The following is a 22,732-nucleotide window of genomic DNA, read 5'->3' on the forward strand; positions in this document are numbered from 1 at the left end:
AATAGGTAAATACTTACTATAAGTAGCTTTTAGCTTTCAAGAATGTCCTAATAGATGTGGCAACTGCTATATCACCCCCAGCATGAGTAATTCCCCCTTTTTAGGAATGGTTGAGAATTGTTAATTTTAATCCGGGACTATCCAATGATGCTAATTTACGCGATAATCAATAACGTCTGAAATTCTTCCATCAATTAAGAGGTTGAACTTCAAACATCAAAATTCAGTTATTGCCATTATCGTTTATTTTTGTCAGACCCTAAAGTTATAGCATCTATTACTGAATATGAAATTACAAGACATTTTAGGAACCGAACAACGTTACGATGTGAATGCGATCGCATCGGATCAAGAATTAACTCGCCAAATTCAGGTGATTTTAATTAATTTGACCTTGCTTGATCCCCCATCAGATGGCAGTTTTGGGCAGAAATCCACCGCCGCTCTGCATCGGTTTCAAACCTTAATGGAATGTGAGGAACCCGGATTTTTAGGGGTGAAAACCGCCAAAAAATTAATTGAAACCAAACGGGAACAACTTCCTACCGATGTTCCGGTTCTTAAAATTACCCAAGAAACAATTTTAAAACTCAGACCCGTGACATCTTCCCAATTAAGTGAAGCTGAGAAAAAAGGCGTAAAAGCCGGTCAAGAATTCAAACTTATCGCCTATGAACCCCTGCGCGGTCATATTAGAGTCGCTTTTCGGGGAAATGAATTTGGAGAACAATCAATTTGGTATGTGTTTGACCAACACGCTGAAATTTATCAAGGGAAAAATTTAGTTTATCCTAAACCCCGTCCTAAAAGTATCAAACTCGCTAATTTTCCCTATAAATCTCAACTGGATAACTTTTATAATCCCACCGGGTCTTGTAATGTCACTTCCATCGCCATGTGTTTGCAATATTTAGGCATTCCTCGGCGTACCAGTGGCGGTCAATTTGAAGATGAACTCTATGAATATGCCTTAAAAAAAGGTTATAGTCGCTGGAGTCCCTATGATTTAGCCAAAATTGTTAAAGATTATGGAGCCAAAGATTTCTTTTCCGACCGAGCAACCCTAGAGGAATTACAAGACTGGTTAGCTGAGGGTAAACCAGCGGTACTTCATGGTTATTTTACCGCCTTTGGTCATGTTATGCCCGTGGTGGGTTATGACGAAAAAAACTTACTGGTACATGACCCCTATGGAGAATGGTTTCCCTCGGGATATCGCACGGATTTGAATGGTGCTTATTTGCCCTATTCCTACAATTTAATCCGTCGAGTTTGTATGCCCGATGGGGATTTTTGGGTACATTTTATTACCACGTGAACTACCCACACTTCTCTGTTCACAAGTCCAACTTCTAACATCAAGCGGTAGGGGCGAATGGCCATTCGCCCCTACTTGATTTAGGCAGATATTACTTTTCCATTTGTTGATGGGTAGTTAAAATGAAACTTGATTACGGATGTGTTCTAAATAAAATTTAGCCACTCGGTCAATGGGATTTAGGGCTAAACAAGATTCAAAGGCTTTAATTGATTCCTGATAATTTTCAATATTATAAAGAGAAACTGCTTCTTCAAATAGAGTTTTAGTCGCCAATTTTCCTGCCTTAATTTTAGGTAAATCGGCATCAAAAACTTCAAAAACAGACACCATTTCCGATTTCCCTTTCACATTAACCCGACCCATTAACCGAATGCCATAAAGACTAGGATCTTGTAACGCCTTTAACGTATATTCAGAAATTAATAAAGGCACACCAAAATATTTGGTTAGTCCTTCAATTCGAGAGGCTAAATTCACCGCATCGCTAATGACCGTACTATCCATGCGATTTTCTCCGCCCACGGTTCCCAACATTAAAGATCCCGTATTAATTCCAATTCCAATAGATACGGTTGGTCGGTCGGGTCGCCCCCGGTAACTATTATATTCCACCAGTTCTTGTAACATGGTAATTCCAGCTTTAATGGCATCATCCGCACCCCCATTAAATAACGCCATAATCGCATCACCAATATATTTATCAATAAACCCTTGATGTTGGGTAATTGCAGGTTCCATACGCGAAAGATAGGAGTTAATAAATTGGAAATTATCTTCCGGGGTCATCTTTTCTGAAAGGGCTGTAAAGTCTCGAATATCGGAAAATAAAATAGACATTTTATGTTGTACTCCTTCCCCTAATTTCACCTCGGCAATGCTGTTATAACCGAGGAGAGAGAGGAATTGTTGAGGCACAAAACGAGTGGCAGCTTCTGTTAATTCTAATTGAGTTTGCATGGCAACTTCTAAATTACTATTGACTTCAAAGAGTTCCTCAATAAACTGTTGTCGCTCAACTTCAGCTTTTTTCCGTTCCGTAATATCGGCAATAAATCCTTGGTAATAGAGTAAATTGCCATCGGGATTAAAGACAGGTTTAGCACTGGCAGAAATCCAAATTTTATGTCTATCCGCTCGATAAATTTGAAATTCAAAGTTAGAAACCGTTTCCTGTTCCTCCATTAAATTAATAAATTCTTGATGCCGTTCCGGTTGTACATATAAAGAATACCTAGAAGTATGTAGAATATCCATCAAGGCTTGGGGGGAATCATAACCATAAATCCGAGCCATGGCCGGATTAACATTAATATAAGAATGTTCAGGACTATATTGAAAAATTCCTTCTAAGGCATTTTCATAAATACTGCGATAGTTCTCCTCCGCAATTCTTAGGGCTTCTTCCGCTTGCCGACGTTCGGTAATATCAATTCCCACGGCAACGGAAGCCGAACCTTGCTGATATTTCTGCACCACAATTAAATAGTAACGCCGTTGATTATTTTGCATAATTGGCAGAATTTGGGAGGCTGAATGTTCAGGACTTGCCAGAAACTGATGCAGAAATTTAACATAGTCGGAACCCTGTTCAAAAAATCCGATTTTTTGACCTAAAATTTCTTCAGTTTCCAAACTTAAATTATCCGCTAGATGACGATTGACTCCTAAATAAATCCCCTCAGCATTCATCCAAGAAATGGAACCGGGTACGGCATTTAATACCGCTTCTAGCTGTTCCTTGGCGGCGGATAAAGCCTGTTTTGCCTGTTCTAAATCGGCATTTTTTGCTTCTAATTTAGCAAAGGATTCTTGCAGTTGCTCGGTCATGGTATTAAAAGAACTGGCTAAAATTTCAAGCTCTGTAATCCCTTTGGTTTCAATATGTTGATCTAGTTGACCTTGAGCAATTGCTTCCGATGCGCTGCTTAATTTCAAAATCGGTTGAGAAATCCAGCGGGAGGTAGCAATACCCGCTAAAATTGCGATCGCTAATGCCACTAAACATAAAATAATAGTCAAGCGATTATTGGCATTAATTTCATCCATAAAATCGCTTTCTGGAATCACAACTACAATTAACCAGTCCAGTCCCCGACCATCTTTAAAGGGTAAAACTTGAATAAATTTCCGTTGATTATTGAGTAGAAACTCCGTTTGTACAGGTTTATCTAAGCTGGCAAAACTGCCATATTGAGAGATAATTTGTTGAGTCGCGCCTCTAATTAAGGGATTTTGGCTATCGTTTGCCGGGAGGAGTTTGGCTTGCTTGCCTTCTCCGACGGTGAGGATTTCATCGGTGGAACTCGAAAGTAACTGGCCAGTGTGATCGCTGACAAAGGCAATACCGGATTTTCCGATCGCTAACCTTGAAAGAAATTTGCGGAAATCATCGGGTAGTAAAACATCCGTGGCGCAAACCCCCAGCAGTTCGTCCGTCTCGGGATTATAAATCGGTTGACTGGCCGTAACCGTGGGTAAACCAGTGGAAAAGGCCAAATAGATATCACTCCAGACCGGACGCCCGGTTTTTTGGGCTTTTTGATACCAAGGGCGTTGTCGCGGGTCATAAACAGTCCCGCTATCCTTGTGTAATGTGGTGGGCCGTCCTTGACCATCAATATTGTAGAGATATAAATGTTGTCCCGTTTCAATGTTCGCCGTCCACAACCCCAAGGTATTATTTTCTAAAATCCTCACCGCCCCTAAAAATTCTCCTTGGGAGTTACCACAATAGATAGCGTACAGAAGGGGAGATATTTTCAATTGATCTAACAGGGGAAGCGCGCTGTCAACCGTTGTAACATCGAGTTCCCCGCGTGAAAATGCACGACTATTGAGTTGGTTAAGTCTGTAGGGGTTTTCAAAATAGCTTTTGAGTTCCTGTTCAATGCGGGCACTCAGTTCGCTACGCAGTTGAGAAGCCAGGGTATTGACGGCTTTTTGAGCATTTCTAAAGGAAAGATACCCGACCAATCCAACGGCGGCAACAATTTGAACAACAAATGTAACAACTAGGGTAGTTCGCAGGCGCACTTTAGGTCTAATGGGGGGAACGGGATCGGGCGCAGGGGGAGTGGATCTCATGGGTGATTGTTAGAATAATTGATCAGGGATCATAGCTTTATTCTTAATCCTGGGCTTTCCAAGAGATATTTTAGGCATAGTACCCTTAAGTTTGATTGACTATCTTTAATCATAACTGTCTGCAAGAGTTACAAATCATCATAATCCTGATCAAAAGTCAAACCCGCCTTGAAACAAATTCAAGGCGGGCAGACGGTTTAATAGAATTTTTCCATTAATCCTATAATTTTTTTTCTTAATTGGGATTGGTTGGGGGCTGTTCCGAATTATTATTAGTCACTGGTTTAACCTTTTCATCTTCGGTTTTAGATTGGGCTTCTTTCCCTGGTTGGGCTGGGGCGATCGCGACATTCACCACCACCTGCCCGACTCCTTTAATTTCTTTTGCTAAGGGATCAATGCGGTCATATTGGGGTTGGTTTGGCACTGTTCCGGCCACCGTTACCACTCCATCTTTAGCTGTAACTGTAAGTTGACTCGCAGGTAAATTCGCCTCTAGTTTAGAGCGCACCTCATTCTCTAAATCACTATCGGCTCGAATTGCATCACCACCGGTCAAATTATTCCGTTGTTCCCGCGCCCGAATATCTTCATTAAGCTGACGTTGCCGCAGGTCACTTTTGGCATCTTTCTGAACGGCTTGGGCGGTTTCTACCGTGGGGGTTTCTGCGGTTTGGTTCGACCCACTTGGTGCACCCGTACTGGTTTTAGCGACATTTCCGCAGGCTATAGTGCTCAGTAGTAAAGCACTACCGATGAGTAAAGCGGTTAATTTTTTCATGATGGAAACTCCTAAACAAAAATATAAAGTAGGGAACACCGGAACCATAAGAGTTCACCCAGTTCTGCTGTTCCCAATTCGGCCATTAATCGCTTTTAAACAGGGAAATTAGTGCGATCGCGACCAAGGGACGTTAATGGTTTTGTTGGGCGAGTTTCTATTAGCGGAACTTCGGTTTGATCATAGACGTGCCATTGTTCAATTTTATGATTGCGGAAAATCGGCGCCGCCCGTTGAACTTCATCTTTTGTACCACTGACCAGCACAACGAAATCACCCCGATCTAGGCGATCGTTATAGATTTTGGTATGTTCAGTGGAGATACCGTCTCCCATGCCATCAAAGCGATCGCTCATTTCAATATCTGCAAACCCTTGGGATTTCGGTTGATGAGAGACTAAACGAATCTGACGTAAGGGGAAACCTGTACTTCTTAAATCGGTAATCGCCCGTTCGGTATCCTGTGGATTGGAGAATACACCCATCGCCAGTTTATTGCCGTTGGTATGCAGGGAATGATCTGGAGCAGAGAAAGTAATATCTCGGTTGAGGTGTTCCGGGGACATCGAAGCCAGACCGGGGGCATCATAAACCCTGTATTCCCGAATATTATGGGTTTGTAAAATTTGGTGGGCGCGGGCAAGATCCGCCTCGTTGCCATCAACAATAATTAAATATTCACCGCGACCGATGCAGTCGTTATAGATTTTGGCATCTGCTTCGGGAATTCCCAGGCCAATCAATCCCCCTAATAACCCTCCGGTGGCAACCCCAATGGCTGTCCCGGCTAAGGTTGTTGCGATCGCTGTAGTAGCGGCTCCTGCTAACATAATCGGGCCAACTCCCGGGATGGCAATACTGCCTAAACCGACTAATAACCCCGTCAATCCACCCAAAACCCCCCCGGTGGTCACTCCCAAGACTGCCCCTTCTTCGGCTTTATTATCAACTCGGTTGGCAACGTGATCCTTGGAAACGGAATCACTGACATCGGCCCCAGCAATTTCCTCGTCATGAATCGCGTCTTTTGTCATCACGGAAACCTGATTCATCGGAAAACCAGAGTCTCTTAAGGCATAAAGAGCTTCTTCCGCCGTACTCCGGTTAGGAAACACACCTACGGCACGCTGATTTTTAGTCGCTACAGAATTAGATTGACTAATGACCATAATATTCTTCCTTGAAAATATCTTAATTTGTTTTTTTGGCTTCAACAAGATCGACTCAAATTATTAAGTCTTATTGCGAAAGTAAGATGATAAATTTCGTCATCCTGATCAACACTATGATTTTTTAAGTTATCTCATCTCCTCAAGACGATCTGAGGTTTACAGATATTTACTCACGAGTTTTAACTTCCATAATCACTACGTTAACGAGGTCAAAAATATTTTTCCTCTGTCTTTAGAGACAAGTTTTTTTCAGTCATCAGTGATCACTGATGACTGATTATTAAGTTATATCTAAAGAACGATGATTTTCCTGATCATTTGTTTTAGAATGGGAAAGTGTGTATTAACTCTATTCAAACAAAACACCGAAAATCTTAGGTAATTCAAGAAAATGCAACACAATAAACTCCCTAACGATTCCCTGTGGTTTAAAGATGCCATTATTTATGAAGTTCCAGTTCGCGCCTTTGCTGATAGTAATGGGGATGGAATTGGAGACTTTATTGGATTAACCGAAAAATTAGATTATTTACAGGATTTAGGAGTAACAGCCCTCTGGATTCTGCCGTTTTTTCCTTCCCCCTTGCGAGATGATGGTTATGATATTGCCGACTATATTAATGTTAATGGAATTTATGGGAATTTAGAAGATTTTAAAACCTTTTTAAATGCTGCCCACGAGCGCGGAATTCGCGTGATTGTCGAATTAGTGATTAATCATACCTCCGATCAACATCCCTGGTTTCAACGGGCAAGATTAGCCCCCAAAGGCAGTAAAGAACGGGATTTTTATGTCTGGAGTGATACCCCGGAAAAATATCCAGAAGTCAGAATTATTTTCCAAGATTTTGAAACCTCAAATTGGGCTTGGGATAGTGTGGCAAAATCCTATTATTGGCATCGGTTTTATGCCCATCAACCGGATTTGAATTATGAAAACCCAGAAGTGATCACCGCCATTTTAGAAGTCTTAGATTTCTGGATGGAAATGGGGGTGGATGGAATGCGACTCGATGCCATTCCCTATATTTTTGAACGGGAGGGTACCAACTGTGAAAACCTACCCGAAACCCATCAACTATTAAAACAATTACGCAGTTATTTAGATACTAACTATGCTAACCGAATTTTCCTAGCCGAAGCCAACCAATGGCCGGAGGATGCGGCGGCTTATTATGGTGAAGGGAATGAATGTCATCTGAATTTTCACTTCCCCTTAATGCCTCGATTATTTATGGCATTACGGATGGAAGATAGCTTTCCAATTATTGATATTTTGAATCAAACCCCGGCAATTCCTGATAACTGTCAATGGGCATTATTTTTAAGGAATCATGATGAATTAACCTTAGAAATGGTAACAGATGAAGATCGGGATTATATGTATAAAGTTTATGCCCAAGATCCCCAAGCTAGAATTAATTTAGGGATTCGGCGTCGCCTTGCACCCCTACTCGGAAATGATCGCCGTCAGATTGAATTAATGAATAGTTTATTACTCTCCTTACCTGGAACTCCCGTACTTTATTATGGGGATGAAATTGGCATGGGGGATAATATTTATATCGGCGATCGCAATGGTGTCAGAACCCCCATGCAATGGAGTCCCGATCGCAATGCTGGGTTTAGTCGGGCGAATCCACAAAAACTCTATTTACCCTTAATTTTTGATTCCGAATACGATTATAAAGCCGTTAACGTCGAATCCCAAAGTAGTAATCCTAATTCCTTTTTATCCTGGATGAAACGGATTATTGCTATGAGAAAACGGTTTCAAGCCTTTGGACGGGGAACCTTTGAAATCTTACATTCAGAAAACCGGAAAGTTCTGGTTTTTACCCGCACTTATCAGGGAGAACATCTGTTAATTGTGGCTAATTTATCCCGCTTTGTACAATCGGTGAATTTAGATTTATCCGCCTTTAAAGGCATGGTTCCCGTGGAGATTTTTGGCCGAACAGAATTTCCTAAAATTAGCGATTCTTCCTATTTTATCAGTTTATCTCCCCATGGGTTTTACTGGTTTATGCTCCAGTTTGATCCAAAAGTCGCTTTATTACCGCGACCTCAAGCCCAATTACCCACTTTTATTGTTCAAAATAATTGGCAAGAAATCCTCACCCAACCCAACCTAAAAACCCGCCTAGAATCTATTTTACCCGCCTATATCTATCGCTGTCGCTGGTTTCTTTCTAAATCTCGTATTCTTCAATCTGTCAAGATTATAGAAGCCATTCCTATTCCCTATAAAGACAGTCAAGCAATTATTGTTTTATTGCAAGTAGAATATACAGAAGGATTCCCAGAAATCTATCTTGTTCCTTTAGCCTATGCGGGGGATAAATTAGCAGAAACTCTGAAAATAGAAACCCCTCAATTCATCTTAGCAACGGTACAACAGAATACAGAAACCGGAATTTTATTAGAAGTCGGACAGAATCTTGACTTTTTAAGTTTACCCTTAAAAATGATTATCAATTCTGACCGTTATGCGGGTCGGTCGGGTAATTTAATTGCCACCACAACGGAAGCTTTAAAACAACAGGATTTAGAGCAAAAATTAGATCCTCATTTATTAAAAGAGGAGTATGATAATTCCTTTGTAATTTATGGCGATCGCTTCCTGTTTAAACTATTCCGTCGAGTAGAAGAAGGTATCCATCCCGAGTTAGAAGTCCGTAAATTTTTAGAACAAAAACAACAGTTAGGATATACAACGCCATTATTAGGGGGATTAGAATATCGTCGTCATCGAGGAGAATCCCTCACTTTAGGGGTTCTGCAAGGGTATATTCCCAATGCCATTAATGGTTGGAATTATACCTTAGATAGTCTGCGAGATTACTTTGATCGAGTCATCCTACAACCCAGTCAAGATTTAGAGATTTTATCTACATCCGGTTCATTCTTTGACCTCTATCAACAACCCATTCCTGAAGACGTTTTACTCCTGATTGGTTCCTATTTAACCAGTGCCGAACTGTTGGGAAAACGCACCGCCGAATTTCATATTGTTCTATCAAGTGATCCCCATAATTCTAATTTTGCCCCGGAACCCTTTTCTACCTTTTATCAACGCTCAATTTATCAATATTCTCGCAATTTAACCGGGCAAGTCCTGTTAAAATTCAGGAAACAACTACACACCTTACCCTCGGAACTTCAACCCCTTGCCCAACATATTTTGAACAATCAAAACTATATTTTAGGTCGGTTTCAAAGCCTATTAAATTTAAAAATTACCGCCCTAAGAACCCGATGTCATGGCAACTATTCCTTATATGATGTTTTGTATACGGGTAAAGAGTTTCTGATCATTGATTTTGAGGGAGAATCCTATCGGTCACTCAGTGAAAGACGGATGAAACGTTCCCCCCTGCGAGATGTCGCGGGAATGTTACAATCCTTTGATTTTGCTACCCGTTTTGCCCTGCGAGAAGAAGTGAATAATGGGATGATTCGCCCGGAGAATTTAGCCCAGATGGAACAGTGGAGCAAATTATGGTCAAACTGGGTCAGTGCAGCTTTCTTAAATAGTTATTTAGAAACCGCATCCCCAGATCGATTTTTGCCCCAAGGAAAACAAGAACTTAACGTTTTATTAGATTGTTATTTGTTAGAAAGAACCATTCAAGAATTAGGCTACCATTTAGATTATCGTCCCGAATTATTAGATATTTCTCTCAAGCGATTAGTCTCCAGTCTTCACTAGGTTATAGGAGGGAATGGGCAAAGCCAAAGAAACCGGGTTTCTAATCAGGGACTGTTGGTAAATAGATATTGATAGAAACCCGGTTTCTGACTTTTGGGGCGGTTCAGTTGTGGATAATGAGGTATAATAGAAGCCAAAGTCAGGCTGAAAATCAACTTTAACAAAAATAATAACTCACCCATGGTAACTACCTATCGTTTAAAAGCTAGTGAACTCGATCAGAGCTTTTTAGAAAGATTAAAAGCCACTTATGGAGATCAAGAAATAGAAATCAGCGTTTCTAACTTAACAACACAACTAGAAGCGATGGCAAACGATCTATCTATTCAAGCTGAGATTCAGCAAATAGAACAGGAATTTAAAATAACTGAAATGGATGGTTTAACTGATTTATGACTATTCAAAGAGGCGAGATTTATTTTGTTAATCTTAACCCTGTTCAGGGCAGAGAACAAGCAGGACAAAGACCTGTGTTAATTTTATCAATTGATTCTATTAACCAACTACCCTTAGTTATTACTGTAATTGTAGGAACAAAAGGTGAAAATATCACCCGTGACTTTCCCACTAATGTGCGTGTTTCTTCTTCTGAAAGTGGATTGCCCATGGAGACTGTTTTTTTATGTTTTCAAATCCGTTCTTTGGATAAAAATCGTTTTCCTGATTCTCCAGCAGGACGAATTTCTGAAACTAAAATGGCAGAACTTGAGACATCAATTCGTTATTGTTTAGGGTTATAGAAATTCACTTAACCATCTTGATACTGTCGTTCTATATTTTCTTACTAAAGATGCGTGCGATCTTTCCTGTATTTTCTACTTGCTTCGTCTTCAGCCAATATCATATCTGTATTCTTTCCATTACCCATTACCCACTATTGATTGTTTTGAGTGGGTTGATGTTGGGGAAAACGAGGAATTTTAACCTGACTCCAATCCACCATAAACGCTAAAATAATTGCTGTCGCCGTTACCATTCCTGCAATCATAGAAGCAGCAATTTTTAACCGACTATAGGGACGTGCTCCTTGCACTTCTCCCGTGCGAGCATTCACTAAAACTTGATATTTTTGATTTCGATAATCATAGGAACAGAGCCAAACTGGAAGCAAAATTGGTTTAAAAGCAATATCTTCATATTCAGTTGAAATATGATCAACTTTTTGTTCATCGCCACCAATATGACAGCACACATCTTGATGAATTTGACCCGCCATAATCTGTTTGGCCTGTTCAAATCCATCTTTTAAACCTATTTGGGGACGTTGGGCTTCAAATCCCGCTAAATAAGAAGAATTATAGGGTTTCAAAGATTGTTTTAACTCCCAAGGTTCTAAGCCGTTTAAATAGGCAGTATCCACCGATTTTGTAGCCGCCACTAAAACATCATCAAACCAGCGATTGACCCGCCCCGATGCCCGACACCATCGGGTATGTCTGACCTCCCGGGTGCGTTCTTCCTCCTGTTGTTTTCCCTCGGAATCTGTGACCGTAACCCTGTAGGTTTCCGTGACATAATAATAGTCTCCCCGTTCCCCCCGATAGTCACTGGTGGTGTTAGTATCGTAAGTCCAAAAGGGTAAATAAATCCCATGAATTTTTTCCTGTTGTGCCAAATCTTTCAACGCAGACGGAGCAAACCAGCGACTTTTAATCCACTTTTGAATTTCATTTCGCGCCTGTTTTCCTGTGATTTGAAAGGGAATAATTCCCTCGGGAATCACCGTAGGATTAGCTGCTTGCGGTTGGGTAATTAAAGCGGTATTACAAAACGGACAATTTTTAGCTACCGAGGAGGGTTCAAACAAAATATTCGCCCCACATCCGGTACATTTGACCTCTAAGGCCGTTTCCGATAAGCCCGCAACCGGGGTAGAGTCCCATTGCAAAGAATCGGTATAGGAGCGTTCTTGCACCCCTGTGCCCGTCTCTGGAATTTCCTCCATCGACCCACAATAACTACATTTGAGTTTTCCCCCCGTCGGGTTAAACTCCATCGGCGCACCACAACTCGGACAGGGAAAATTTTGGATTGATGCCGGGGTTTTCATAAACTGTTCTATAACGCTGGCGGGGGCGGAGGCGGCAAGATGGGGGCTAATTCTGGAATTTGAGCCGCGGCTGTCCAACCCGGGAGTCCCGAGTGCCAAACCAGGGTATCGGGTGTTAGTCCCTGCTGGCGCAGTTGGTCTGGGGTCAATGGCCCGACGGGTTGACCATTCTGGGCAATAAACCATTGAATGATGGGGGGAGGAGGGGCCGAAGCCGGGGAATTAAAGGTGTTATTTAACTTTTGTGCCATGGCCATTCCTACCCCAAATTCTAAACCCATGTTACCCGAACCTGGATTTTTCGCCGATTCCTCAATGGCATTGGCGGCTTGATATTGGGCATAGTCTTGAAGATTGCCTAAAATTCCCATCGAAGACCGTTTATCGATGGCTTCTTCAACGCTCGGAGGAACCGAAACATTTTCAATATATAACCCGGTGAGTTCGACCCCGATTTCTTGCATTTGGGGTTGAATTCCTTGACGCACTTGTTCGCCAAAATCTGCATAATGGGAAGCAAAATTTAACAGGGGAATTTGAGCTTTTCCTAACCAAGAGGCAAACTCTGTGATGATAATATTACGGAGATGATCTTGAACTTCATCGACTTGGAATAACCCATCTGTACTAACTAGGGTTTTTAATAAATTTCCCGGTTCATTAATCCGAATACTGTAGTTTCCATAGGCACGAATCCGCACGGCTCCAAAGTCTGCATCTCTCATGGGAATGGGGTTAGAGGTTCCCCATTTTAAGTTAGTAAAGGTTTTTGTATTGACAAAATAAACTTCCGCTTTATAGGGAGAATTAAATCCATAGGGCCAGGCTTTGAGGGTACTTAAAATGGGTAAATTTTTGGTATAAAGTTCGTAGGTTCCGGGTTGAAAAATATCAGCTATTTGCCCCTCATTCACAAAAATTGCTTGTTGTCCCGGTCGGACAATCAGTTTCGCTCCCTGTTTGATTTCGTTATTATGACGCTGAAAACGGTAAATTATTGTATCATTCGTAGAGTCAAGCCATTCGATAACGTCAATGAATTGACCTAAAATATTATCAAATAATCCCATGGATTTACCTCAATTTTGTCAGTACAAACTGCTGATTATTCTATTATAGCAATCCTATTTGAGTTCCAAGAACTATTACCCATCAGTCATCAGTTGTAGGGGCGGGTTCATCAAGATTTAAGTGATTAACAAAGATCTAAAAAAACCCGCCCGTACCAGTTTATTAACCATTCCCTTAATTCTCTAAAGATAAACTTCCCAATAAAGCCACGGGAAATACTGTTAAAATATCTCCGATATTCAAGGAATGATTGCCTTTAATCCGTTGATTTGTAATTGTCTCTTTCCAATCATTTGTCCAATCTTCCGGTAATTTAATCGCCGTATCTTTCCAAATATTATTTCCTAAAGGAAACTGTTTGGGTTCAACTAAATTCGTTAAAAATCGGGGGACAATGGTAATTATAATCGTCTGACCATAGGTGCGACCAAAGGCTAAAATATGTTCTCCATAGTCTCCGGTTATTTCTAAGGGAATGTAAGTCCCCTGTTGATAAACTTCCAGATATTGTTGACGGATGGCTAACGCTTGAGTTGTTAAAAATAACTTAATCTTTCCATCTTCTGGTGTTTGTTTTAACTCCTCAATTAAAGATAAAATATTTTTCTGAGAACGGGTTTTAATTTCCTTGAGATATTCCATCCGTTTTTGATAATCAACGGGACGACGATTATCCGGGTCAACTAAACTAAAATCCCAAAGTTCTGTTCCTTGATAAAAGTCGGGTAAACCCGGGCTCGTGATTTTAATTAAGGTTTGGGAGAGAGAATTAAAGATTCCATAAAAGGCTATTTTTTGTTGAAAAGTTCTGAACTGTTGTAAAAAATTATTGTCCTGAGAAGGATTTAAAATTTTATCAATAAAAGCTAGATAACCTTCCTCATAAACTGAGTCAGGACGTAACCAAGCTGTATGAAATTTCGCTTCTCGGACGGCTTTAATCGCAAACTGTTTGACCCGTTCTACAAATTCGGGATATTCAATTTCATCAAAGGGGTAAGAACCGATTAAATTTTGATACAAGAAATACTCGTCATTTCCATCAGGAATAATCCGTCCATGGGTTTCGGTTTTCTGTTCTCGGTTTAACGCCATCCAAGTTCTAACTTGTGCTTCCCAATCATCCGGGATTTCAGAAATAACATTTAACCGGGCGCGTAAATCTTCACTGCGTTTTGTATCATGGGTGGAGGTGGTATTCAGGGTGTGGGGCCAACTTTTTGCCCGTTTTTTATTGAATTGATGCAGGGTATCGGCACTAATTCCAAACTCATTAGGTGCGCCACCCACTTCATTTAAAGAAACAAAACGGTTATAAACATAAAATAGGGTATCTTCTACTCCTTTGGCAGTTAATGGCCCAGAAAATTGTTGAAATTTCATCACAAAATGCAACCATAACCGTTTGTTTTCTTCGCTTAAATAGGGGTCATATTCTAGTAATAGAAACTTCTCAATTAAATTGAGTTCGTTAATCAGTTCAGGATGTTTTCCTTTAGCTTCTTGAATCGCAAATTGAACATAATGTCGATCAGCTTCGCTGATTTGTCCTTCATTAATATAGGTTCGATAGACGGGAAAGCGGACTAATACTTCTAAAATAGCGGTTTGTAATCCATGTAAGGTTAAGTCGCGTCCGTAACGATATTGACCTGCAATTTGCTTAAGTAATTGGGCTAAATTATCGGCATCTCCGGCTAAGTTACGATTAGCAATTAAGCGTTTTTTGTTAATTAAGAGTTGTTTAAAGGATACAGCTAAACCCGTTGCATCTCGATAAATTTGGCTAAACCGATCTTCATTTTTGCTCTGACAAAATAAACTATTAACATAAATTAAAAATTCATAACCGGATGTTCCCTCAATCGGCCAAGGACTTGGTAAGTCTTCTTCAATTTCTAAAATTTTCTCGACGGTTAGATAAATATTTCCGGCTTTTTCTCGAATAGATTGTAAGTATTGCAGGGGGTTATAGAGTCCATCAATATGATCAATTCTAAGTCCGGTAAATTTTCCCGACCTGACTAATTTAAAAATTAGATCATGGGTTTTATTAAATACTTTTTCATCTTCTACCTTGACACTAATTAACTCATTGACGGTAAAGAAGCGTCGATAGTTTAATTCTTCCGCACCCACTTTCCAATAGGATAATCTAAAAATTTGTTCAGATAATAGTTTATCTAAAAAGTTAAAACTTTCAGTATCTCCGGTTTCCCCATTCAAATATTGAATATTTTCATCAATAATTTTTTTGATATCGGCGTTTTCTTGATACAATCCCCAGAGTAATCCTTTAGCAAATAAGGCTTGCGATCGCCGATCTTGACTGGAGGTTTCATTGGGAATATTTTTGAGAACATAAAGCACCCCTAAAAGTTTAATGACATTCGGGTGTCTTCGTCCTAATCTTTCTTCTAATTCTTTGAGGCGATGACTGACTAAATAAGTATAGGATTCAATTTTTAAGGGGAATTTTAGGTTATAATAATTTACACATAATTCTTCTTCATCATAGGAAATTGTTAATTCTCTATTCTCTAAACAATTACCATAAAAATCCCCTAATAAGGGAGCTAAAACACGACTTTTTAAATCGGAATCAGGATGTTTCCAATCAATATCAAAAAAATCTAAATAATCGGAATCAGAACCATATTGAAAGATATCGGTTAAATATTTATTCTGACTATCATAGGCCATGTGGTTAGGAACAATATCCTGTAACCATCCCATCCCCTGATTTTTAATTTTTTCCATTAATTGATCAAAGTCTTCGGGGGTTCCTAGTTCGGGGTTCAGTTGATTTTGATCAACAATATCATAGCCATGGGTACTTCCAATTCTGGCTTTAAAAATGGGAGACGCATACAGGTCAGAAATTCCCAATTCATGCAAATAATTAATAATTGCTTGAGCCTGATTAAATGGGAAATCGCTATTAAACTGAATGCGATAGGTAGCTACAGGAATTCTCATAGTGATTTTGAGATAAAATTATAGAGAACACTTTGATTTTAGCCTCGATTTTTCATTTTGGTTATCTATCTAAAGATTGAAAATGTTGTTTTAGCTTATAAATTTCAAATATGATTAGATTTTTTCACCCTTGCCATATTAGGGATAATCTTGGCTTTCTTAATTTTTTGCGCTAGTCAAGCAATATCTACATAGGTATAACTTGCAACTTGCATTAATTAATAAATTAAGTTACTAATGAAGTTATAGCCAGACAAGTGGAGTCAAATGTCATTAAAATCACAAAGTTGGTCTTCTTTGACGGGAATTCAGCATGAACTAGAAGTATTGCTAATTTGTGCGAACACCCAGATAAACGCAGAAAGCAGGCAAAGGTTGAAAACTTTACTGCAAGAAACTATAGATTGGGTAGAGTTGGTACAGATGGCGAATCAGCATAAGGTGATGCCACTTTTGTACTCAAACCTGAACGCAATTTGTCCAGAACTTGTTCCCAAGCCAATTTTGACAAAGTTACGAATAGAGTTTCAGTTTAATACTCGCAAAAGCCTTTTATTGAGTGGTGAACTGGTCAGATTGTTGAATTTGTTTGAAACCCAAGGAATCCCACTTCTTCCGTTTAAAGGGCCTGTATTAGCGGCGACGGCTTATGGTAATTTGCTACTGCGACAGTTCAGCGATTTAGATATTCTAATTCATACTCCAGATATTGAACGGTCAAAAGCCCTGTTTTTATCTGAGGGATATCAAATGAAAATTGAGCGCGTCGAACTAACACCGGAACAGGAAAAAGTGTTTTTGCAATCGGATCAAATCTATCAATTTGTCCGCGAAGCTGCTTACCCATTTCTTCACCCCCAGAAAGAAATATTGGTAGAACTTCACTGGGGAATTATGCCCAAGTATTTTTCTTTTCCCATTGATGATCAGGGGTTATGGGAGAACTTAGATTCTGTTGTGATTGCGGGGAAAACGATACCCAATCTATCGCCAGAAAATGCAGTATTAGCAATTACAGGACACGGAACAAAAGAGTGTTGGACACAGCTTGCTCGGATCTGCGATTTAGCTGAATATATTCGCTCTCATCCCCAATTAGATTGGGCAAAATTAATCGAGAAAGCGACGGAAAAAGGCGGTCAACGAATGTTGTTTTTAGGTTTAACCCTTGCTGATCATCTGTTAGGAACAATTATACCCCAGGATATCCTACAAAAAATACAAGCCGATCCAGAAGTAGAATCCCTAACTGATCAAGTATACAAACAGCTTTGTTATTCTGTTGATAGTTCGTTTAAAGATGGTTCAACCACCCGCTTTCATCTCAAGGTGAGAGAACGATTTCAAGATCGGGTACGATACTTTTTGAAGGTTGCAATTACACCAACAACGACCGATTGGTTGGTACTCCCCTTAGCAAAATTTCCCGCTTTTATTTACTATCTACTGCGACCCCTGCGATTAATAATAGAGCAGGTTGTCAAAAGGGTTAAGAAATAACTGAACATTGTTTCAATTTCCTAAAAGTTTTTTGGGGTGTCATCTACTCCCTTCTTACAATAGAGATTTTGATCCTTTAACTCTTTAAAGGATAGTAACACTATGGCTTTTTAATTGAGTCAGAATAAACAAGATTTTTTTGCGAATCGAATCTCAAATTCCCGGAAAATAAACTTGACATATATCTAAGGATAGATTAAAATCAATGGAAATCAAATATAAATAAGTTAATCCACCCAAAAACTAGATCAGAAATGATGAACCCAGACGAAAAATTTAATGCTAATACTCCCAAAGTTGTTCATGAAAGTATTGATGGTGAAGTCGTCGTTGTCAACTTGGAACAAGGAGATTATTTTAGTTTAGTTAAAGTCGGTGCAGATATTTGGGACGGTTTGATTAGAGGTCTTTCCAGAGGCGATATTATATCAGAAATCATTCAGCTCTATGAGGGTGAGCACACCGTTATTGAAAATGCGGTTAACAATTTTATCGAACAATTACGGCAAGAAGAACTGATTGTTGTCAATACAGGAGATGCGGTAGAAAGCCAAAACAAACCCAACGATAAAACCCAAACAATTACCAACGAAGAAAAATTAAAATTTGAACCTCCCAGCTTACAGAAATACACGGATATGGAAGAACTACTGGCTTTAGATCCTATCCATGAAGTTGACGAGCAAATTGGTTGGCCAACTGCTAAAGTTGAAGTTTAATTCCTTCAAACAAGGGAGGGGTTTTTCCTCCCAATTTTTTTATCATTATCGCTGAATCCCAAAAATCAGATGATTACAAATACAGTTGAAAATCCTGATCATTCTGCTCAAAATGCTCAGAAAGACTCTTTAGATTTTTTCGATACTGTTTATGAATTATATGAAAAAGCTGAGGTTTCTGCTGGGGGTTGTATTGACCGTTTTTACTGCATAGCAGGGTTAAAAATTCGGTTGCGGTTTGCAGGGGAAGCGTTAATTCCATACATGACTCCTGCCTTAGCACACTTAGAAACAGAACCTTTTTGCGATCAAGCACTTACAGTTTGTTTGTGGGATAGCACCTCGACAAATACCGTAATGCCGCCTCCACCTTGGCAGAAAAAGGATTATCTTTCCAAGCGCGGAGAAATTCACGGTTACAATAGCGATCGCATTCATACCAGTTTCCAATGGGGTGCTTATGCCCTTAGTCTGTTAGATCGCGATCGCAATCTAGGAATTTATTGGGTTGGAACAACCGAACACATTCCCTATTGGGAAAAAGGTTCGCCGCTACGGACAATTTTAAACGTTTGGATGAGTAAGTGGGGCATTCAGCTAGTTCATGCTGGTGCAGTGGGACTTCCATCGGGTGGCGTTTTGCTAGTCGGAAAGGGGGGATCTGGTAAATCTACGACCGCTTTAACTTGCCTGAATTCAGGGCTTTTTTATGCCAGCGACGATTACAGTCTCATCGCCAGCGAACCAACCCCGACGGTTTTTAGCATCTACAACACGGGCAAGAAAAATGCCGATGATGTGGATAGATTACCATTTCTGGCGCAGGCTATTAGTAATAGCGATCGCCTTTCAGATGAAAAAGCACTTTATTTCATTAACGAACATTTTCCCGAAAAAATCTTGACCAATTTCCCCATCCGTGCAGTTTTAGTGCCACGCATTACGGGAAAAACAGATACCTCCTTAACAGCTACCTCTGCTGCTGCTGCTTTAGCTTCACTCGTCCCCAGTACCATGATTCAATTACCAGGTTCTGGTAAAGAAGCTTGCCAAATTATGATGCAAGTTTTGCAACAAGTTCCTGCTTATTATCTCGAACTCGGTACTGATTTAGAACAAATTCCTCAAGTCATTTTTAACCTTATTACAACCCAATAAGCAATGGAAAATCAGCCATTATTTGTTAGCGTTATCATTCCGGTTTATAACGGAGAAAAATATTTAGCAGAAGCCATTCAAAATGCCCAAAATCAGGATTATCACCCATTAGAAATCATTGTAATTGATGATGGTTCGACAGATAAAACTGCGGAAATAGCAGCCCAATTCAAAGACTGTATCCGCTATATTTATCAGCAAAATAGTGGGCCAGCATCGGCTCGCAATCACGGTATAAAAGTAGCCAATGGTGAAGTAATTGCCTTCTTAGATGTTGACGATCTCTGGTCGGATGACAAACTGAAACTGCAAGCAAATTACTTAGCAAATAATCCTTCAGTCGAAATTGTCCAGGGATTAATCCAACAAATTCAGCGTTTTGAGGATTCTGAAAATAGTCACTCAATCTTTAAAATAGTTTCTAATCCCTATCAATTTGTTAACTTAGGTAGCTCAATATATCGAAAGTCCCTGTTTGCCAAAATTGGCTTATTTGATGAAACACTCCGATATGCTGAAGATATGGATTTATTATTTAGAGCCTGGGAAAATAATATATCTAAAGTGGTGCTAGATCGAGTAACTCTATTTTATAGAAAACACGATGACAACATGACTAAGGGGAAAAAGTTAGTTGAATTGGGGTTTGTAAGAATTTATAAAAAACATCTGGATCGATGCCGACAGAAAGGAGATTTTACGCGCTCGAATGAATTACCAAATATGAAAGACTACATTGGTGTAGCGCCTCCGCACAAAGAGCAAAAGAATGGATTATTAGTTACACAACCGCCAAAATTCTCTGATGCAAACGGTATACGATAATGAGAGAAAATAACCCTCTAGTCAGCGTAATCATTCCAGTTTACAATGGCGATCGCCATCTGGCTGAAGCCATCGAAAGTGTTTTGGCACAAACCTATCGACCAATCGAGATTATCGTAGTTGATGATGGTTCAACTGATAATACCGCTAATATAGCGCGATCTGATCAACAAATCCGCTACATTTATCAAAAAAATCAAGGTAACGGAACGGCAAAAAATACGGGAATTTCAGTTGCTCAGGGGGAGTTAATTGCTTTTCTCGATGTTGACGATCTGTGGACATCTAATAAACTGAATTTGCAAGTTAATTATCTTCTTCAATATCCCCATATAGATGCTACAATTTGCCAAATGCGTAACATCTTGGAGTCTGGCAATGATTGGCCTTCTTGGTTAAAAAAAGAGCATATAGATGCAGATGTAGCAGGCTATATTCCCAGTGCTTTAGTTGTCCGTAAAACTGTGTTTGAAAAAATTGGTAATTTCGATCCAACTTACAGACGTACCAATGATGCTGACTGGTTTTTTCGCGCCAAAGATGGGGGTATTGTAATTGCGGTTATACCCGAAGTCCTTTTATATAAGCGTATTCATAACTCTAATTTATCCCATCAAACCCAAGAAATGAACTCAGAACTGATGGGAATTTTAAGGTCATCAATTGAGCGAAAACGCAATCAGAAGCTATCTAAACCTGAGTAAAAAAAAAGCAAGAAAAATGAACTATACCCCTTTGGTGAGCGTAATTATACCAGTCTACAATTGCGAAAAGTATTTAGCAGAAACGATTGAAAGCGTCCTAGCTCAAACTTATCAGCCCCTAGAAATTATTGTTGTAGACGATGGTTCAACTGATGGTAGTGCAAAAATAGCAAAGCGCTTTGGTACTACAGTGCAATACTGTTTTCAAGTTAATAGCGGTACGGCGGCGGCTCGTAATCGAGGAATAGAATTAGCAAAAGGCGATTTTTTTGCCTTTCTCGATGCAGATGACCTTTGGGTAGAAGATAAATTAACTAACCAAATGGCAGCATTTACAAATAATCCCAATCTTGATATCGTATACGGACAGGTTCAACAGTTTATTAGTCCAGAATTGGGGGAAAATCTGAAAGCTAAACTACAGGTTTCTCCTAAATTAGTACCAGGACATATTCCCTCAGCATTGCTAATCAAACGGGATTCTTTTTTTCAAGTTGGCTTATTTGAAACTCAGTGGAAAATAGCCGAATTTGCTAGTTGGCAGGTGCGTGTTACAGAGCTAGGACTCCAGACAATGATGTTACCCGAATTAGTAGCCAAGCGGCGACTGCATGAAACCAATAAGGGAATTAAACAACGCGAATACCAAGCTGAATATGTTCAGATTTTGAAAGCATCACTAGACCGCCGCCGTGCTAAAGGTTAGGATATTAAAATTGGTGGCTTATAATCGACGGATATGAACTTAAAGACTCGGCTAAACAACATTAAAACTCGTTTCAAAGCTGCATCCAAAGCCTTCCTTAATCCGATGCTTACGCTCAAACCAAAAGTTTTTATCAAAACAGTAGAGCCTTTGGTCGTTTTAGATAATCAGCTTTTAGCTGGAAAAAATGTCTTGATTACCGGAGCAGCAAGAAATATTGGCAGAAGTATTGCTATTGAAATGGCAAAACAAGGCGCAAATATTTTTTTCACCGATATTGTTGAGGAAGAATGTTTAAACTTAGAAAAAGAATTAAATACTTATCCAGTGAAGGTGAAAAGTTTTGTTTCAGACATATCAAAGCCTGAAGATATTGATTATTTATATAGCATTTTAGAGGAAAATAAAATCATAATTGATATTCTGGTCAATAATGTAGGCATTCAATTTGAAACAATTGGGATAAATCACTTGGATTTGGGAGAATGGCAGAAAACCTTTCAAACTAATATATTTGGGCCGATGTACCTTACCAAAATTATCGCCAAAATGATGGTCAGTAATTCTATTCAGGGTGCTATTATTTTTCTGACTTCTATACACCAAGAAATACTTGTTCGCTGGCCTAGTTATAGTTCTTCAAAAGCAGCATTAGGCATGATTATCAAAGAATTAGCGGTAGAATTTGCTCCCTACGGAATCAGAGTAAATGGAATTGCTCCAGGTTGGGTTGTAGAAGATGAGCAAGGAAATCCATTCAGCCACGAGTATACGCTCCTGAATAAAAGTTCTATTAATCCTTGTTATATCGGTAGAGCGGCTGTTTATCTAGCTTCTGATTATTTTTCCAGGTTTACTACTGGCAGTATCATTAAAATTGATGGGGGATTATCATTATTTAATTATCGTGTATTTCAGCAGCCAACTGAATAAAAAAGCACTGTTTATTT

General features: G+C 39.6%; 17 protein-coding genes. 11 read left to right on the forward strand and 6 right to left on the reverse strand.

Annotation, left to right across the window (positions count from 1 at the left end):
- The first annotated feature begins 286 nt into the window (after positions 1–286).
- Positions 287–1,318 carry a C39 family peptidase gene (locus tag PL11201_RS01015; RefSeq protein ID WP_079676802.1) on the forward strand — a complete coding sequence of 344 codons (1,032 nt, stop codon included), beginning with the start codon at positions 287–289 and terminating at the stop codon, positions 1,316–1,318.
- 117 nt (positions 1,319–1,435) lie between these two features.
- Here the strand turns inward: PL11201_RS01015 and PL11201_RS01020 are convergent, their stop codons facing one another.
- The 3 genes from PL11201_RS01020 to PL11201_RS01030 all read right to left on the reverse strand — a co-directional run bounded on the left by PL11201_RS01020 (position 1,436) and on the right by PL11201_RS01030 (position 6,355).
- Positions 1,436–4,405: a PAS domain S-box protein gene (locus tag PL11201_RS01020; protein ID WP_079676803.1), complete on the reverse strand. Its 2,970-nt coding sequence runs from the start codon at positions 4,403–4,405 to the stop codon at positions 1,436–1,438.
- A 235-nt stretch (positions 4,406–4,640) separates the two neighbouring features.
- A complete protein-coding gene (locus tag PL11201_RS01025; protein ID WP_079677370.1) occupies positions 4,641–5,186 on the reverse strand; it encodes a BON domain-containing protein in 546 nt (181 codons plus the stop codon).
- 95 nt (positions 5,187–5,281) lie between these two features.
- Positions 5,282–6,355: a hypothetical protein gene (locus tag PL11201_RS01030; protein ID WP_079676804.1), complete on the reverse strand. Its 1,074-nt coding sequence runs from the start codon at positions 6,353–6,355 to the stop codon at positions 5,282–5,284.
- A 394-nt stretch (positions 6,356–6,749) separates the two neighbouring features.
- Here PL11201_RS01030 and treS point away from each other — a divergent pair, with 394 nt between their 5' ends.
- The 3 genes from treS (at position 6,750) to PL11201_RS01045 (ending at position 10,810) form a co-directional block, all read left to right on the forward strand.
- Positions 6,750–10,070, forward strand: coding sequence for a maltose alpha-D-glucosyltransferase (treS, locus tag PL11201_RS01035; RefSeq protein ID WP_079676805.1), 3,321 nt, complete (start codon positions 6,750–6,752; stop codon positions 10,068–10,070).
- A gap of 180 nt (positions 10,071–10,250) precedes the next feature.
- Complete coding sequence (locus PL11201_RS01040; protein ID WP_079676806.1) at positions 10,251–10,466, forward strand: hypothetical protein; 216 nt, start codon at positions 10,251–10,253, stop codon at positions 10,464–10,466.
- Positions 10,463–10,810, forward strand: a complete 348-nt coding sequence (locus PL11201_RS01045) for a type II toxin-antitoxin system PemK/MazF family toxin (protein ID WP_079676807.1) — start codon at positions 10,463–10,465, stop codon at positions 10,808–10,810. The genes PL11201_RS01040 and PL11201_RS01045 overlap by 4 nt, the downstream gene beginning before the upstream one ends.
- Before the next feature lie 134 nt (positions 10,811–10,944).
- On the opposite strand, the gene PL11201_RS01050 is transcribed toward PL11201_RS01045, so the two are convergent.
- From PL11201_RS01050 to treY, 3 genes are all read right to left on the reverse strand, one after another.
- The gene (locus PL11201_RS01050) at positions 10,945–12,120 is read right to left on the reverse strand and encodes a TFIIB-type zinc ribbon-containing protein (RefSeq protein ID WP_079676808.1); all 1,176 of its coding nucleotides are present in this window, start codon (positions 12,118–12,120) and stop codon (positions 10,945–10,947) included.
- Positions 12,121–12,128: 8 nt separating this feature from the next.
- A complete protein-coding gene (locus PL11201_RS01055; RefSeq protein WP_079676814.1) occupies positions 12,129–13,190 on the reverse strand; it encodes an SPFH domain-containing protein in 1,062 nt (353 codons plus the stop codon).
- A gap of 175 nt (positions 13,191–13,365) precedes the next feature.
- Complete coding sequence (gene treY / locus PL11201_RS01060) at positions 13,366–16,170, reverse strand: malto-oligosyltrehalose synthase (RefSeq protein ID WP_079676815.1); 2,805 nt, start codon at positions 16,168–16,170, stop codon at positions 13,366–13,368.
- Between the two features lie 267 nt (positions 16,171–16,437).
- Here treY and PL11201_RS01065 point away from each other — a divergent pair, with 267 nt between their 5' ends.
- From PL11201_RS01065 to PL11201_RS01095, 7 genes are all read left to right on the forward strand, one after another.
- Positions 16,438–17,670, forward strand: a complete 1,233-nt coding sequence (locus PL11201_RS01065) for a nucleotidyltransferase domain-containing protein (RefSeq protein ID WP_079676816.1) — start codon at positions 16,438–16,440, stop codon at positions 17,668–17,670.
- A gap of 254 nt (positions 17,671–17,924) precedes the next feature.
- Positions 17,925–18,389, forward strand: coding sequence for a PqqD family protein (locus PL11201_RS01070; protein ID WP_234996587.1), 465 nt, complete (start codon positions 17,925–17,927; stop codon positions 18,387–18,389).
- A 69-nt stretch (positions 18,390–18,458) separates the two neighbouring features.
- Complete coding sequence (locus PL11201_RS01075; RefSeq protein ID WP_079676818.1) at positions 18,459–19,547, forward strand: hypothetical protein; 1,089 nt, start codon at positions 18,459–18,461, stop codon at positions 19,545–19,547.
- A gap of 3 nt (positions 19,548–19,550) precedes the next feature.
- Positions 19,551–20,372 carry a glycosyltransferase family 2 protein gene (locus tag PL11201_RS01080; protein ID WP_079676819.1) on the forward strand — a complete coding sequence of 274 codons (822 nt, stop codon included), beginning with the start codon at positions 19,551–19,553 and terminating at the stop codon, positions 20,370–20,372.
- Complete coding sequence (locus PL11201_RS01085; protein ID WP_079676820.1) at positions 20,372–21,076, forward strand: glycosyltransferase family 2 protein; 705 nt, start codon at positions 20,372–20,374, stop codon at positions 21,074–21,076. Before PL11201_RS01080 ends, PL11201_RS01085 begins: the two co-directional genes overlap by 1 nt.
- Positions 21,077–21,092: 16 nt before the next feature.
- Positions 21,093–21,782, forward strand: a complete 690-nt coding sequence (locus PL11201_RS01090; protein ID WP_079676821.1) for a glycosyltransferase family 2 protein — start codon at positions 21,093–21,095, stop codon at positions 21,780–21,782.
- A gap of 33 nt (positions 21,783–21,815) precedes the next feature.
- The gene (locus tag PL11201_RS01095) at positions 21,816–22,715 is read left to right on the forward strand and encodes an SDR family NAD(P)-dependent oxidoreductase (protein ID WP_079676822.1); all 900 of its coding nucleotides are present in this window, start codon (positions 21,816–21,818) and stop codon (positions 22,713–22,715) included.
- The last annotated feature ends 17 nt before the right edge of the window (positions 22,716–22,732 follow it).

The sequence above is a fragment of the Planktothrix sp. PCC 11201 genome (assembly GCF_900009135.1).
In the GTDB taxonomy this organism is placed as follows: Bacteria; Cyanobacteriota; Cyanobacteriia; order Cyanobacteriales; family Microcoleaceae; genus Planktothrix.